Raw genomic sequence first — 14,262 nt, 5'->3', positions numbered from 1 at the left:
TCTTCAGGTACCGCTGGATGTCCGGTATTGACCGCACCCCGATGATGACCGCCGCGACGGCCACGCTCAGCAGTATGACGGTGGTGAGCATTCCAAGAGCTCTCATGACTGGGTTTCCTTCCGGTCGTCCGGGCCGGCCGCTGACGCGATCGGCTCCAGTTCCTCGGGCGCGAAGTACAAAAAGCGCCCGTACCATTCCTGCAGGTCCGCCGCCGGATCCACGTCAAGGACGACTGCGACATGGGTGCTTCCGTCGACGTCGAAATGCACGCCGGTGACGCGTCCCGCCTGTCCTGCGGAAAAGAGATCCTGCGCATCGGCCCGCCGCCGGGGATGCACGATCACGCGGCTTCCCCGGGCCACCGGGACGCCGTCGATCATCACGGCATCCGCGTCCGGTTGGACGCTGGAATCCGAGGCCGGGTCCCACCACGGCAGGTCCGAGGTGTCCGCGTCGGGTGGCACCGGTGTGCTTCCGCTGCCGCCGGCAACTCCGTCCATGGCATGCGGGCTGCGCAGCACCCCATGCAGTTGCTGGAGCTCCTCGGCGGACATCGCCTCGCAACGATCGATGACGGCAGCGGCGCGCGGGTCCGTGGCGCGGGCTTCTGCCTTTTCCTCTTCGGTGAGTGTGAGCACCCGCAGGGTGAGGATCTCGTCGATCTCCGTGGAATCGTAGAGTGCCACCGAGCTTTCCGGCGCCACAGCGGGGTGGTCGTAGAGAATGATGGGGGAGAGCAGCAGAATGTCTCGCTGCCCCTCGGGACCGGCCAGCACCGGCCAGCACCGGTGGTGCGCACAGCCGGCAGCGGCGGCCTGCGCCTCGGCCGGCGGCTCCAGCAGCGAGACGAAGTCCGCATCCTGCACGCTGAGCAGCAGATGGGTGCCAATAAAGGAGGATGCGATGGACTCCTGCTTGCCAAACCCGCCCCCCGCGGCAACGTTTTCCGCGGCCACGTGCAGGCGGAGCAGCGGATCCGCCGACGGTCCGTCCGCCGCATGTCCGTCCGCCGCATGTCCGTCCGCCGGCGTGGTAGCCAGCCGGACCACACCCCGCAGCGCCCGGCGGCGGCGCACCAGCCGTCCGGCCACGATGCCTGACTCATCCGTCAGCAGCTCGACGTCCTCGCCGGAGGGAATCTGCACGGGAAGGCTCAGCCCCTCCGCCAGCTCCGCCAGCGCGAACGGGCCCAGCAGCACCTCGTGCTCGGTCGCCTCGTCCCACGTCAGCCAGCGCGAGTTGCCGACCCTGAGCTCTTCCACCGGAGTGAAGCTCCCGCCGTCGGCCAGTTCCGCGGTCCGTGTCAGCAGCTGGAGGAACCGCAGATGCACCTGCAGGTGCGCCTGCGGTCCCGCGCGGAGCAGGCAGTCCGTGGACATCACCGGGTCCTCTCCCACACCGGTCTCGGCGGAGCCCTGCGGGCCCAGGATGCCGAACTGCCAGCGGGCCTGGTTTTTCTGCGAGGAGGCGCGATAGGGATAGAGCAGGTAGCCCTCGTACAGCACGACGTCCGCGATGGCCCGCGCCAGGCTGAGGCTCGTGTTCATGGGACCGGCTCACCCGCCTTGGCCAGCAGGCCCTCGATCGCTTCCTCCCACGAGGTCAGGCCGAGCACCGATTTGTAGTGCGCAAGCGCGTTCAGTACATCGCGGTCGAGCCTGATCCAGCCGGCATTGGGGAAGAACGCATCCATCAGCTCCCGCCAGACCGCCACCGGCAACTGGTAGGTTGCCTCCCGGTCCCAGGGCACCTGTTCCACCCCGAACCCGGTGCTTCCCCTGGTGAAGACCGTGCCGGAAAAGAGCAGCTCAATCGGGATGGTCTTCTCGCGCAACGCATGCAGGTATTTGGCGCCGGCAACGTCGAAGTCAAACGTGCACGGCAGCGGCAGGTCCACCTCGGTCTGCCCGGTAAATCCCTGCACCATCGTGCTGCACTGCATCCAAAGGAAGGGTTTCAGAGTCACCGGCCAGCGCTCGCGGGCTCCAAAGAGGTCCAGCAGCCCCTCCGCCTCCTCGGCGCCGTAGCCGCGGCGCTGCGGCTGGATCCGCACCTGGCAGCGCAGCGCAATGGCGTGGATGACGGCCCCGGTGGATTCGGTGATCCGGAGCCGGGCGGTCAGTTGCGGGGCCGCGGCGAAGGGCTCCGGAAGAATGTCGACGACGGTGAACGTCAGGTCAGTCATGGGGACCAGCTCCCTCAGCCGCGGCCGGCGCGGGGTCCGGGGCCGCGGGATCCGCCGAGACCGCAGCTGCTGCTCCCGCCGGGGCCGGCGAGGCAGGGGCGGGCTTGCTCCGGCTGGCCACCTTGTCGAAGAACACCACCAGCTGCTCGCGTGCCTGCTGGCCGCCGTCGAACCCCCGCCACACCCGGCGCAGCTGCCCCACCAGCTCGTAGCAGGCGTCGATCGGCACCAGATGGCAGTCCGCCTGGGCCCTCTCCGGCCCGGGAGCCCGGATCAGCAGCGCCTCGGTGTCCGGCGCCGCGATGGCCAACGCCGGATTTCCCGCCTGCACCGCATCCCATGCCCCGAGCGGGAGTTCCGACTCGGTGGCGCCGGCCGGCCCGGGGTAGAACGCAAAGGTCCGCGCCTGCTTGGAATTATGGAAGAAAAAGGCCAGGCCGACCGGGATTTCCAGTTCATCCCATTGCCCCGGGCCGAGCTGGAATGCCGGGAACGAGTGGTAGCGTTCCGGCACGGAGCGGTAGCGCAAATGAGCGGTACTTTCGGTGAAGAGCAGGTAGCACGGCCGGCAGGTGCACATCAGGGCGCGGCTCTCCACATCCACGACGTGCTGGTGCGCCTCGGAGATCGGTTCGGCACACATCTCGCAGCGCTCGCCGTCCGCGGGTGCCGGCCGGCTGCTGGCGATCCGGCGCAGGACGGAGAGGGCTGAGCCGCCGCCGGGCAACGCCGTCGTCATGGTGCCCCCATCCCCGCACACGCCCGCATCAGGCCTGCCCCGTTCCCGCCGGCACGGCCACGGACATCACGCCGGAGCGGACCAGCAGCGGCAGCGGGTCAAGATGCAGGCCCTTGTCCTCCAGGCAGGCACCGGCCTGCCGGACGTCAAAGTGGCTTCGGCAGAGCGGGCAGCGCAGCAGTCCTCCGCCGACAGGCGCGGCGAGGGCACGCTGCAGGGTGGCGCCGGCCATGGACCCCGTGCAGCGCGGGCAGTAGTCGCGGAACGCGTACACATCCTGCCCCGTCCGGCAGGCCAGCAGCGCGTGGCCCCCCACCAGGAAACCCGCCACTTCCCCGGGCTGGAGATCGGCAATCCCGGGAACTGCCTCCCACGAGCCCTCGGACTGTTCCGGGACCTGGTCCAGGCGCAGGCGCAGGGATGCCACCGGGATAAGGGCCGGCGAGCCGGCGGCCTTCTCCTCCTCCTCCACCAGGATCGAGGTGACCTCCGGCGCCGCGGCCTGGATAGCGTCTTCGACGGCGAACTTGAGCGTAACGGACGACGACGGGCAGCCTTGACAGCTGCCCAGCAGCCGCAGGCGCACCACCCCTTCCTCGCTGATCCCCAGCAGTTCGACGTCGCCGCCGTGGGATCCCAGGTACGGCCGCACGCTGTCCAGCGCCCCGGCGATCCGTGTGGCCACATCCCGGGGGTGGATCCCGTGCACCAGCAGCAGGCTGGCCACCAGGTCGTCGGCCAGCAGCTCATCCAGGGTGCCGTCCAGGTCCGGCCCGCGGCTGGTCAGGATCGCAAGGATCCTCTCCATCCCCGCGCCGTACAGGTCCGTTACCTGGCGCACCAGTTCCTCGGCGCGCTCGCGGGCGACGGCTCCGCCGGAGCCGAGGGCATCCAGCAGCGTGCCGATCCGCTCGCCCGCGGCCCGCAGCTGGGCCTCCCCGTCCACGGCCGGCAGCGTTGCCCCCCCGCTCATGGCCGGCTACTCTCCTGTCAGTGACTGCGTCGGGGAGTGCAGCTTCTCCAGGGTCTTGCCATCGCCGAGGTACATGTGAACGCCGCACGGCAGGCAGGGGTCGAAGCTGCGCACGGTGCGCATGATGTCGATGCCCTTGAAATGTTCGCGGTCATTCTCCTCGAAAATCGGCTGGCCCTGCACCGCATCCTCGTACGGTCCCGGGGTTCCGGAGGCATCGCGAGGGCTGGCATTCCACGGCGTCGGGGGATAGGGATGGTAGTTGGCGATCTTGCCGTCGCGGATGACCATGTGGTGGGAGAGCACTCCGCGGACCGCCTCGGTGAAGCCGCAGCTGACCGCCTCATCGGGAACCTCGAAGCTTTCCCACGTCTTCGTGTGCCCGGCGCGGATCTCCTCCAGCGCCTTCTCCGCAAAATGCAGAGCCGCGGCGGCGGCGTATGCCTGGAAGTAGGTCCGCGCGCGGTTGCGTTCAATCGTGTTGCTCCATTGCGGAATCTTCCACTCCAGCGAGACCGGTCCCTTCAGCGCGGTTTTGGGCAGGTTGATCTGGACGCTGTGACCGGTGGACTGGATGTAGCCGACATCGACCAACCCTGCCAGCGCCGTAGACCACAGCCGTGCCAGCGGCCCGCCTCCGGTGTCCAGCGCCAAATTGTCCGTACCGTCAAACCAGCGCGGCGACATCACCCAGCTGTACTTGTTGTCCAGGTCGCGCTTCTGCGGCTGCGGATTGGTGTGCTGGTTCCACGGGTGCCGCCGGTCCACCGGGTTGCCCAGCGGGTCATTGGTGACGAACATTTCCTGGTCATTCCAGTCCTCATAGTAGGAGGAACCGAGCATGATCCGGATGCCCAGGTTGATCCGAACCAGGTCCGTGGTCACCAGTTTCCCGTCCACCACGACGCCGGGAGTGACGAACATCTTCCGGCCCCACTCCGTCATGTCCTTGTAGGCGAAGTTGCAGTAGTCCGGGTCCTGGAAGGAACCCCAGCAGCCCAGCAGCGTGCGCCGCAGCCCCACCTGCTCGTAGCCGGGCAGGGCGTCGTAGAAGAAGTCGAAGAGGTCGTCGTGCATGGGCACGACCTTCTTCATGAATTCGACGTAGCGCATCAGCCGGGTGATGTAGTCCGTCATCAGCTGGATGGTGGCCACGGTGCCGACGCCGCCGGGATACAACGTGGAAGGGTGCACATGGCGTCCCTCCATCAGGCAGAACATCTCGCGCGTCAGCCGGCTGACCTGCAGGGCCTCCCGGTAGAACTCACCCGTGAACGGGTTCAGCGAGCGCATGATGTCCGCAATGGTGCGGTATCCGTGCTCGGCCTCGTGCGGGCAACGGGTGTTTTCCGCCTTGGCCAGCACCCCGGGGTTGGTCTCGGAGACCATCTTCTCGCAGTAGTCAACGCCCACCAGGTTCTCCTGGAAGATGTTGTGGTCGAACATGTACTCGGCCGCCTCGCCCAGATTCACAATCCATTCACCCAGCGCCGGGGGCTTCACCCCGTACGCCATGTTCTGCGCATAGCAGGAGCAGACGGCATGGTTGTCGCCGCAGATCCCGCAGATGCGGCTGGTGATGAAGTGCGCGTCGCGCGGATCCTTGCCGCGCATGAAGATGGAGTAACCGCGGAAGATCGAGGACGTGCTGTGGCATTCCACCACCTGCTTGTTGTTGAAGTCGATCTTGGTATAGATGCCCAGGCTGCCAACAATGCGGGTGATGGGGTCCCACGCCATCTCCACAAGGCCCTCCTTACCGGCTGCGCCCTGGGCGGGCATTGGAATCGTCGAAGTCATTGCTTCACCTCTTTCAAAGTTGGCGTTGCTACCACGTGCGGGTTGCACCGGTGAGCAATTGTCGGCCCGGCTTGCGCCAACTCGGTTCCTTGTCCAGCGTGTTCATGGTTATTTTGCGCAGCGCGCGGATGGTGGCCCCATAAGGCCCGACGGCGTTCGTGCTCAGTTTTCCTCCAGGCGGTTCATCCATGAACGGCATGAACTTGTCCGGGAATCCCGGCATGGTGCAGCCGATGCAGATCCCGCCCACGTTGGGGCAGCCGCCGATGCCGTTCATCCAGCCGCGCTTGGGCACGTTGCACTTGACCACCGGACCCCAGCAGCCCAGCTTCACGATGCACTTGGGCGAGCCGTATTCGGTGGCGAAATCGCCCTGCTCGTAGTAGCCGGCACGGTCGCAGCCCTCATGGACCGTCTTTCCGAACAACCACGTCGGCCGCAGGGCCTCATCCAGCGGAATCATCGGTGCCTGCCCGGTGGCCTGGTAGAGCAGGTAGGTCATGGTCTCCGAAAGGTTGTCCGGCTGGATCGGGCACCCGGGCACACAGACAATCGGGATGCCCGCCTTGGACTTCCAGTCATAGCCAAGGTAGTCCGGCACCCCCATGGCCCCGGTCGGGTTCCCTGCCATCGCGTGGATGCCGCCGTAGGTGGCGCAGGTACCGGCCGCAATGATGGCCGTGGCCTTCGGCGCCAGCCGGTCCAGCCACTCGCTGGTGGTGATCGGCTGTCCGGTCTCCAGATTGTTGCCGAATCCGCACCAGTAGCCGCCCTCCGCGTGCAGCTTCTCGTTCGGGATGGACCCCTCGACCACCAGCACAAACGGTTCCAGCTCGCCTCGGTCGGCCTTGCGGAACCACTCGAGGAAATCGTCCGCACCCTCCTGCGGCCCGCACTCAAAGTCGATCAGCGGCCAGTGCATGGCGATCCTCGGCAGACCGGGCAGGGCTCCGAGGGCGATTTCTTCGACGCTGGGCTGCGTTGCCGCCGTCAGGGCGACAGAGTCTCCATCACAACTGAGTCCCGCATTGATCCAAAGGACGTGGATGAGAGTATCTTCGGCCTGCATCGCTGCAGCAGTAGGCATCGTTGCCTCCTTCGCGAGCCGTACCCCGGGAAGCGGGCTCAGTATGTGAACATCAGGGCATCAGAGACGAAATCCGATGCTCTCGCGGTGCGGCGCCGAGCGCCGCAGGAGTGCCGGCCTGGTTCCTGATCCAGTCGAACCAGCCGTCCAAACCCTCGCCAGTGGTGGCTGAAACAATCAGCATTTCGACGCCGGGATTGAGCTGCCGTGCCTGGCGGAGGCACCCGTCGACGTCGAAGTCAACATAGGGGAGCAGATCCGATTTATTGATAATCACCAGATCGGCTGCCATGAACATGTTCGGATATTTCAGAGGTTTATCATCGCCTTCCGTGACAGAAATGATTACTACTTTGGCGCTCTCGCCGAGGTCGAATAGCGCGGGGCAGACCAGATTCCCCACGTTTTCGATGAAGACCGTGGAGCCGGCCTCCGGATTGAGGGCATCCAGACCGTGCTGCAGCATCTCGGCATCAAGGTGGCAGCCGGCCCCGGTGTTGATCTGGATGACCGGACGGCCGGTGGCGCGGATCCGCTCGGCATCCACCGAGGTCTCCTGGTCGCCTTCGATCACGCCGATGTTCAGCGCGCTGCCTTGCTCCTGGATGGTGCGCACCAGCAGGGTCGTCTTGCCGGATCCGGGGGAGCTCATCACATTGAACGCCCGGATCCCGCGGCCCTCCAGCCAGCCCCGGTTCCGTGCGGCCAGCAGGTCATTCTTGGCCAGCAGGTTCTGCTCCAGGGTTATCGTCGTACGCTCGCCGGCGCCGTCATGTGTGTGGGGCAGGGCGCCGTCGTGCGTGTGCTGGTGCGTGTGGCCGACGTCGTCGTGCGTGTGGGTGTGATCGTGCGGATGTTCGTGATCGTGTACGTGTGATTGTGGCTGGCCGGCCTGGGATCCTTCGAGATTCGAGATCCGGACTCCGGCGTCGTCGCTGCAACCACACGTTGTACACATTTGTCAGGCCACTTCCACGGACGTGAGCATAAGTTCCCGGCCACTGATGATTTCGACGTCGGCGCTGCCGCACGGGCACAGCGGGATCAGGTCCTCCATGGTGGCATCCTGGCCGCAGCTGCGGCAGCGGGTTACTCCCTGGGGTTCATCGATCAGCAACTGTGCCCCGGCCAGCGGCGTGCCGTCGGAAATGACTTCGAAGCAGAACCGCATGGCATCCGGCAGAACCCCGGACAGCCGCCCGACCCGCACGTGTACACCCAGGACCGCCAGCGTGCCGGTACGGTCCAGGACCGCATCGACAAGGCTTTGAGTAATGGAGAGTTCGTGCATGGGCTTTGCCACCTCGTGAGTCTAATGTAGGCGCACTAATAGCAAACTTCAAGGGCCGACGACGGCCCTGGGGATGACCTCGGAGATGCCCTGGTCTGCGTCACGGCCGCCGCCTCTCCTAGTCCGCGGCGGCGGTGCCGGCCGGGGATTCCTGTGGCTGGGGCGAACCATTCCACTTGTCTTCGATGCGCCCGAATTTCCAGATGGCCACGGCAACCAGCCACGCGAGGATGAAGACCGCGACGATTGCGTAGCCCACCGAGTTCAGATCCAGTTGACCGATGGCGGCCAGCGGGCCCGTCCGTATTCCGGCGCCCTGCACCGCGATCGAGATGAGCTCGATCGAGCCGATGACCAGGGCGACGGCGACCGAGAGAGCCGTAATGACCAGGTTGTAGTAGATCTTCCGGACAGGCCGGGAAAACGCCCAGCCGTAGGCGAAATTCATGAAGCAGCCGTCGATCGAATCCAGCAGGCTCATCCCGGCGGCGAACAGCACGGGCAGTGTCAGGATGGCATACCAAGGCAGCGAAAAGGCCGCGGCGCCGCCGGCGAGGATCAGCAGGCTGACCTCGGTCGCCGTATCGAAGCCGAGGCCGAAGAGGAGCCCGACGGCGTACATCTGCCAGGGCCGCGTGACAATCCGCGTGGCGCCGCCAAAAAACCGGTTGATCAGGCCGCGGTTGTTCAGCTGCTCCTCGAGGGCGGCCTCGTCGTAGTCGCCGTGGCGCATCCGGCGGAACACCTTGACGATTCCCACCAGCAGCACCAGGTTCAAGATGCCGATGATGTACAGGAAAACGCCGGAAATCCCGGCCCCCACCAGATCTACGATCGCGTGCAGCGTCGAGGATGAGGCATCCAGCTGGTCGGCCAGCGTGCTCACTCCGCCGGCCAACAGCACACACAGGCCGAAGACAATGCTGGAGTGTCCCAGGGAGAACCAGAATCCTACGGACAAGGGTCTTTTGCCGTCGTTCATCAGCTTCCGCGTGGTGTTGTCGATCGCGGCTATATGGTCCGCGTCGAACGCGTGCCGCAGACCCAGTGTGTACGCAGTCACCCCGAGTCCCACACCAAATACCCCCGCCGAGCTTCCCGGGAGGACACCCGGCGCTGCCACCGCCGCCAGGACGCCCCAACCCACGGCATGAAGGAGCAGGACGAAGCCCGCCATACCTCCAATCGAGGCCCATTCGCGTGCTGTCAGCGCTTTCCTGGCCCTGCCAAGCCGGGACAATGTCACCGTGGTCGCTGAGTTCATAAGCTTGCCCTGGGTTCCGCCGCTGGTGCCGAATAACCGGTGATGCCTGAAGTAGCTGCAGTCTACGCCGGAGGCTGCAACCGGTACAGGGCACGACCACACTCATCAATATTGCCCGCGAGATGGGGTGCTTGCCTCATTTGGGAAACGCTCGCGTAAAACAATAGCCGCCCCGGGCACGGCGGCGACGATGAGGGATGGGTCTATCGATGGGAACGCGTCGGGAAATCACGAAGAAGTACGCACGGGATTACGGGAAGGAGTCGAAGAACGGCAAAGGAGTGATTCTCGATGAGCTGGTCGCTGTCACGGGCTGGTCCCGGGCCAACGCCCGCCGGGCACTGTCCACGGCCCGTGAACGGAAGGGGCCGGCCAAGGCAGTCCCGCGCCGGCCGAGGTGTGCACGCACCGGGTCCGGGCAATCACCACCTCCGGGGCCCTGGTGACGCGCAGGGACATCAACGGGGCCAACGACCGCTGGACACTGCACCAGGTGGATCTCATCGGGCGGGCGGTTGCGGTCCTGCCCGGACTCGGCTGGCTGGTGCGTGCCGCCCCCTGCTGCTGCTCGGGACCATCGGCCTGTCTCCACGCTGGAATGGCCCAAAAGGTCTCGCAGGACCAGCAGCGGATCAGCTTGGTCAAATACAGAGACATCGCATCATCGCCGCCGGTATCAATCAGGAGCCGGGCAGCCTGCTGGTAATGCCCCCCGGACAAGCCGTTCCAAGGTGTGCATAGCGAACGTATGCCTGAGCATATGAGGGTGGACATGCGGAAACCCGGGCTCGGAAAACTTCCGGATCCTCGCCGACGTCCGCCGCAGTACTGATGCCCAATCCGTGAACGGGGCGCCGTCCCGCTGCACCGCCACCAGGGCGCTGCCACTATCGGGGCAGACCAGCCGGCGCCGCTCCTGAACGGTCAAATGACTCCAACGCCGCTAAACCCCATTGATCCTGGCCCCATCATGCGTTGGTTCCTCGATCTCCAGGGCGTCCGCCGGATTCCAGGATGAGCCCGTTACTGCGGCCACCCGTTCCATCGCCATGTAGGTGTGCACCCCGGACAGAGCATCAAAGTCAACCCACGTGCTGCGGCCCTTACCTCCCTTCGTTGTCGATGGGGCCAGCGGCAGCGAAATGGGGATACTGCTGCGCCGGGCCGGCAACGGCAGGACCTCGTAAACCGTCAGGTATGCGAATTCCTGGGCTCGAAGACCGCTGGACAAGGTAAAACCAACGAGAGCTACGTTTCGTCCGGTCTCATATCCGCGAAACCGAGGAGTAGCGGACCCGTCAGGGGCCTTGCCTGCCAACCCGTCCATCAGCAGATCCACGAATGGCTGTTCCAAGTACTTCCTGCCGGTGTGCGCATTGGCCGTTCTCAGCGTTGCCAGGTTGCGCTGGACCTCAACCCTGGACCCATCAGGACGCCACAGTGTTTTGAGAGGCATAGGAAAACGGCTCAGCATTGACACGTCCCTCGGCCGCCGCCCACCGGTAGAACGCCGCAATGATCTTCACCGCCATATTCCAGCTCGAAGAGGACAGGCGGTCACCAATATCTCCGGATAATCGGTGCTGCGCGTAGAGCGACAGGCCGTCCTTGAGGTCCTTTCGTGACGCAAGGACGCGGACCTTGTGGGATGCGAGGAACTCGATCCAGCTCTTCATCGCAAATGCGTAAGCCTGCCACGTACGGGTACCGTGTGCGCCGTTGATCGGCAGCTCCCGGAGCCATTGACTGATCAAGGCCGCGTCACTGGGGCCATGATCGTCTTCCAGCAGCAGATCATCATCGATCAACACCGGCATTCCCTCGCGAATCGATGGGCTCGACGAAACATCCCAGCCAGCCCAACCGAGCGAAGAAAAATAGAATAGGACCATGACGGCCACTCTAGGAAGGACCGCCGACATTTCCCGGAAAACATCAATTCCATGGCCACAGCAACCCCGCCCATGAGACACGGCCAAAGAGTCTACATAATGCCCGCGTATCCACCAACGACCAGGACCTCACCGCTTAGAAAAACGCCCTGGTCACTCTTGGGGTGACGCCGGACAAGACATTCACAGACCAGGCCTGACCGGCATCAACCGGGCACGACCGGGGCTCAGAGAAGCGCTAGCAGCCTGCCGAGCCGGGGACACTCTGGTCGTGACAAAACTCGATCGTCTCGCCCGGTCACTACGCGATGCAAAAGGATATTGTTGACGAATTCACCCGCCGCGAAGTCAAGCTAAGCATCGGGGGCTCCGTCCACGATCCAACCGATCCCGTAGGCCGGCTTCTCTTCAACGTCCTGGCAATGGTCGCCGAATTCGAAGCCGACCTGATCCGAGCGCGGACTCGTGAGGGCATGGCGGTCGCAAAAGCAAAAGGGCCGCCTACGAGGGAAACAGCCAAAGCTTTCCAAAACACAGGAAGCTCACCCAGTCTCCGCTCACCGAGCAGGGACCCACACGACGGTGGAACTGGCCGAACTCTTCGCGGTAGCAAGCTCAACCGTCTACCGCGCCATCAAACGCGCTGGCGACACCACCGTTTAGATCCCAAAGCGTCCAACGCCGGAATCCGCACCGATGAGCCCTAAACGTGAATTTCCGTACCGATCCTCCTCAGAACCCTGACCAGGGCGTCATGCACCCGGTGAACGCCTCCAACCGCGAGAAACCCGGCAAGTTACCGTCAGTTACTTGTCGGGTAGGGACAACGACAGGAGTACCGGGCCGTGATCAAGTGCTTAGGGCCAACGGCTGTACCGATGGTCCCCGAGGCCAGGTAATCGGTGTCTTTAGCTGCGGACACCGGCCACCCGGCCTCTTCAGACTCAGGCGGCGAGACGGCTCTTGACCTCGGCGACCGAGGGATTAGTGGCCGCGGTGCCGTCCGGGAACAGCACCGTGGGAACGGTCTGGTTTCCACCATTGAGCTTTTCCACCAGAGCGGCGGTGCCCTCAACCTCTTCGATATTGATCTCCGTGTAGCCGATGCCCTGGGAATCCAGCTGCTTCTTCAGACGGTTGCAGTAACCGCACCAGGTGGTGGAAAACATGGTGATGGTGCCGGTTTCGGGGGTAAAGTCCACGGAGCTCTCCTGAAATGTTTGCGGGTTCGTTCTGGTCAACGGTAACCCGGCCGCCCCAATTCCCCGCCAGTCTCCGCGGGGATGTGACCTGAGAGCCGCCGGCAGCCGCTGGCAGTCCGCCGTTGGGCCCGGCGGGCAGTGATGACACAGCGCGGCCACGGTGACATGCTGGTGCCATGTGTGGACGCTATGTGATGGCGCGGGCCGTCGGGGATCTGCTCGCGGAATTCGATGCCGGGCTTGAAGAGGAATTCGAGATCCCGCCGTCGTGGAATGTTGCGCCCACCGATGATGTTCCCATTGTCCTGGAGCGGCTGATTGACGGCGGCCCGGTCCGGCAACTGCACGTGGCCCGGTGGGGCCTGGTGCCTTCGTGGGCGAAGGATCTCGGCATCGGCTCGAAAATGATCAATGCGCGCAGCGAGTCTGTGCTGGAGAAGCCGGCATTCCGCAAGGCCGTCAAGACCAGGCGCTGCGCGGTGCCCGCGGACGGCTACTTTGAGTGGAAACAGGGCGAAGGCCGCACCAAGCAGCCCTACTATGTGCACCCGGCGGAGGGCAGCGGCATGGTTTTCGCGGGACTGTATGAGTGGTGGAAGGATCCTTCTAAGGCCGACGGCGATCCTGCACGCTGGATGCTGTCAACGTCAATCCTGACGGCCGACACGCCTCCGCCGGGCGCCGAGTCCACCGTGTTCGGGAAGCTGACTGCCCTGCACGACCGTGTGCCGCTGCCCATGAGCAAAGAAACCATGGAGACGTGGCTTGACCCGCAGGCGGATGACGCCGCCGCCCTGGTGGATCTGGTCCGTGACGGGGTGAAGGATGTCGCCGCCGGCTGGCACGTGGATTCCGTCGGCCAGGCTGTCGGGAACGTCCGGAACAACTCCGCTGACCTCATCACACCGGTGGCAAGTCTCTTTTAGTCCGGCAGGAATCAGACCGTGACGTGGCCGCCGTCGTCCACTGTCCAGATGGGGTTGAAAGACCCGGTCCACCTCATGGAAACGGCGGGAGGCGTCGACATTGCGCACTCCCAGTGAGATGAAATCGACTCGAGGCTGCATACTTCGATATTGTCATGGCATGCCGACAAATCACGGAAACGACAAAGACGCCAAGGCCGACAGAGAACAGCTTGCCGCCGTTCGTATCGCCGTTGATGAAGTCGATGAGCAGATCGTCACGCTCATTGCGCGGCGTGAACGGCTGATCCGGATTTCCGGAACCCTGAAGGGCGATGACGCGGAAGTCCGGGCACCGGGCCGGGTGGAGCGCGTTGTTGAGCACGTCCGGGCAGCTGCGGTGAAGAAGGACATTGATCCTGACATCGTGGAATCGACCTACCGGGCCATGATTTCAGCGTTCATCGAACTTGAGCTGAAAGTCCACAAGGACAACAGCTGAGCGTGCCTAGAGCGCCTCTTCCACTGCCACGCCGGACTGGAATTCCCGGCCGTCGGCTTCACTGAACGCTGTCATGAGATGTCCCTTGCCTAAACCGTGGATAGCGGCCAGCGGGAAGTTTCCGGTGATGGTGTTGCCTGAGTGCGAGACGCCGCTGAGCGAGTAGTTCTCTTCTGTGCCCTGCTCATGGCTGAACGAGTAGAAGGCGATCGCCTCCCCGTTCATGAACTCGATGCCGAGCCTGCGCTGGGAAGAGTAGTCAGGGGTGGCTGCCACCAGGCCAACAACGTATGCCCCTGCCCCCGGGATGTTGCCGTCGATGTCGAACCTGGCCACCAGGCTGGCATCCTGGGCCGCGATGCTTACGTGCTTGAGGAGTGCGTCATTGGTACTCATGGCTCCATCCTGCTCTCTGCGCCCC

General features: G+C 64.5%; 15 protein-coding genes and 1 pseudogene. 3 read left to right on the top strand and 13 right to left on the bottom strand.

What is annotated here, in order from left to right; translation table 11 throughout:
* Positions 1–102: 102 nt before the first annotated feature.
* From V3C33_09270 to V3C33_09220, 11 genes are all read right to left on the bottom strand, one after another.
* Positions 103–1,548, bottom strand: coding sequence for a hypothetical protein (locus V3C33_09270; GenBank protein ID XAS69417.1), 1,446 nt, complete (start codon positions 1,546–1,548; stop codon positions 103–105).
* Positions 1,545–2,186: a DUF6084 family protein gene (locus V3C33_09265; GenBank protein ID XAS69416.1), complete on the bottom strand. Its 642-nt coding sequence runs from the start codon at positions 2,184–2,186 to the stop codon at positions 1,545–1,547. The genes V3C33_09270 and V3C33_09265 overlap by 4 nt, the downstream gene beginning before the upstream one ends.
* Positions 2,179–2,925, bottom strand: coding sequence for a DUF5947 family protein (locus V3C33_09260; GenBank protein XAS69415.1), 747 nt, complete (start codon positions 2,923–2,925; stop codon positions 2,179–2,181). The genes V3C33_09265 and V3C33_09260 overlap by 8 nt, the downstream gene beginning before the upstream one ends.
* Before the next feature lie 28 nt (positions 2,926–2,953).
* Positions 2,954–3,898: a NifU family protein gene (locus V3C33_09255; protein ID XAS69414.1), complete on the bottom strand. Its 945-nt coding sequence runs from the start codon at positions 3,896–3,898 to the stop codon at positions 2,954–2,956.
* Positions 3,899–3,904: 6 nt separating this feature from the next.
* Complete coding sequence (locus V3C33_09250; GenBank protein ID XAS69413.1) at positions 3,905–5,698, bottom strand: nickel-dependent hydrogenase large subunit; 1,794 nt, start codon at positions 5,696–5,698, stop codon at positions 3,905–3,907.
* 28 nt (positions 5,699–5,726) lie between these two features.
* Positions 5,727–6,785 (bottom strand): hydrogenase expression protein HypE, encoded by a 1,059-nt coding sequence (locus tag V3C33_09245; protein ID XAS69412.1) that lies wholly within the window; start codon positions 6,783–6,785, stop codon positions 5,727–5,729.
* Between the two features lie 52 nt (positions 6,786–6,837).
* Positions 6,838–7,743 carry a hydrogenase nickel incorporation protein HypB gene (gene hypB / locus V3C33_09240; protein XAS69411.1) on the bottom strand — a complete coding sequence of 302 codons (906 nt, stop codon included), beginning with the start codon at positions 7,741–7,743 and terminating at the stop codon, positions 6,838–6,840.
* Positions 7,744–7,746: 3 nt separating this feature from the next.
* Positions 7,747–8,088: a hydrogenase maturation nickel metallochaperone HypA gene (locus tag V3C33_09235; protein ID XAS69410.1), complete on the bottom strand. Its 342-nt coding sequence runs from the start codon at positions 8,086–8,088 to the stop codon at positions 7,747–7,749.
* A 106-nt stretch (positions 8,089–8,194) separates the two neighbouring features.
* A complete protein-coding gene (locus V3C33_09230) occupies positions 8,195–9,340 on the bottom strand; it encodes a HoxN/HupN/NixA family nickel/cobalt transporter (GenBank protein XAS69409.1) in 1,146 nt (381 codons plus the stop codon).
* Between the two features lie 943 nt (positions 9,341–10,283).
* Positions 10,284–10,796 carry a hypothetical protein gene (locus V3C33_09225; GenBank protein ID XAS69408.1) on the bottom strand — a complete coding sequence of 171 codons (513 nt, stop codon included), beginning with the start codon at positions 10,794–10,796 and terminating at the stop codon, positions 10,284–10,286.
* Positions 10,768–11,232, bottom strand: a complete 465-nt coding sequence (locus tag V3C33_09220) for a site-specific integrase (protein XAS69407.1) — start codon at positions 11,230–11,232, stop codon at positions 10,768–10,770. The genes V3C33_09225 and V3C33_09220 overlap by 29 nt, the downstream gene beginning before the upstream one ends.
* Before the next feature lie 149 nt (positions 11,233–11,381).
* Here V3C33_09220 and V3C33_09215 point away from each other — a divergent pair.
* A pseudogene (locus tag V3C33_09215) lies at positions 11,382–11,895 on the top strand (recombinase family protein).
* 281 nt (positions 11,896–12,176) lie between these two features.
* On the opposite strand, the gene V3C33_09210 reads toward V3C33_09215, so the two are convergent.
* On the bottom strand, positions 12,177–12,434 hold the full coding sequence (locus V3C33_09210; GenBank protein ID XAS69406.1) for a mycoredoxin: 258 nt from the start codon (positions 12,432–12,434) through the stop codon (positions 12,177–12,179).
* A gap of 176 nt (positions 12,435–12,610) precedes the next feature.
* On the opposite strand from V3C33_09210, the gene V3C33_09205 reads away from it, so the two are divergent.
* Positions 12,611–13,360: an SOS response-associated peptidase gene (locus V3C33_09205; GenBank protein ID XAS69405.1), complete on the top strand. Its 750-nt coding sequence runs from the start codon at positions 12,611–12,613 to the stop codon at positions 13,358–13,360.
* A 160-nt stretch (positions 13,361–13,520) separates the two neighbouring features.
* Positions 13,521–13,841, top strand: coding sequence for a chorismate mutase (locus tag V3C33_09200; protein ID XAS69404.1), 321 nt, complete (start codon positions 13,521–13,523; stop codon positions 13,839–13,841).
* 6 nt (positions 13,842–13,847) lie between these two features.
* Here V3C33_09200 and V3C33_09195 read toward each other — a convergent pair whose 3' ends face one another.
* On the bottom strand, positions 13,848–14,237 hold the full coding sequence (locus tag V3C33_09195) for a hypothetical protein (protein ID XAS69403.1): 390 nt from the start codon (positions 14,235–14,237) through the stop codon (positions 13,848–13,850).
* Positions 14,238–14,262: the final 25 nt, after the last annotated feature.

The organism is Micrococcaceae bacterium Sec5.7 (assembly GCA_039636785.1).
Lineage (GTDB): Bacteria > Actinomycetota > Actinomycetes > Actinomycetales > Micrococcaceae > Arthrobacter.
Note: the sequence above shows the minus strand (reverse complement) of the source record. Positions and strands in the feature narration are given on the sequence as shown.

Coding starts and splice junctions, on each gene's coding strand:
- V3C33_09195 (XAS69403.1), bottom strand. CDS start 14,237: ATGAGTACCAATGACGCACTCCTCAAGCACGTAAGCATCGCGGCCCAG.
- V3C33_09220 (XAS69407.1), bottom strand. CDS start 11,232: ATGGTCCTATTCTATTTTTCTTCGCTCGGTTGGGCTGGCTGGGATGTT.
- V3C33_09225 (XAS69408.1), bottom strand. CDS start 10,796: ATGCCTCTCAAAACACTGTGGCGTCCTGATGGGTCCAGGGTTGAGGTC.
- V3C33_09230 (XAS69409.1), bottom strand. CDS start 9,340: ATGAACTCAGCGACCACGGTGACATTGTCCCGGCTTGGCAGGGCCAGG.
- V3C33_09260 (XAS69415.1), bottom strand. CDS start 2,925: ATGACGACGGCGTTGCCCGGCGGCGGCTCAGCCCTCTCCGTCCTGCGC.
- V3C33_09250 (XAS69413.1), bottom strand. CDS start 5,698: ATGACTTCGACGATTCCAATGCCCGCCCAGGGCGCAGCCGGTAAGGAG.
- V3C33_09245 (XAS69412.1), bottom strand. CDS start 6,785: ATGCCTACTGCTGCAGCGATGCAGGCCGAAGATACTCTCATCCACGTC.
- V3C33_09265 (XAS69416.1), bottom strand. CDS start 2,186: ATGACTGACCTGACGTTCACCGTCGTCGACATTCTTCCGGAGCCCTTC.
- V3C33_09200 (XAS69404.1), top strand. CDS start 13,521: ATGCCGACAAATCACGGAAACGACAAAGACGCCAAGGCCGACAGAGAA.
- hypB (XAS69411.1), bottom strand. CDS start 7,743: ATGTGTACAACGTGTGGTTGCAGCGACGACGCCGGAGTCCGGATCTCG.
- V3C33_09270 (XAS69417.1), bottom strand. CDS start 1,548: ATGAACACGAGCCTCAGCCTGGCGCGGGCCATCGCGGACGTCGTGCTG.
- V3C33_09255 (XAS69414.1), bottom strand. CDS start 3,898: ATGAGCGGGGGGGCAACGCTGCCGGCCGTGGACGGGGAGGCCCAGCTG.
- V3C33_09205 (XAS69405.1), top strand. CDS start 12,611: ATGTGTGGACGCTATGTGATGGCGCGGGCCGTCGGGGATCTGCTCGCG.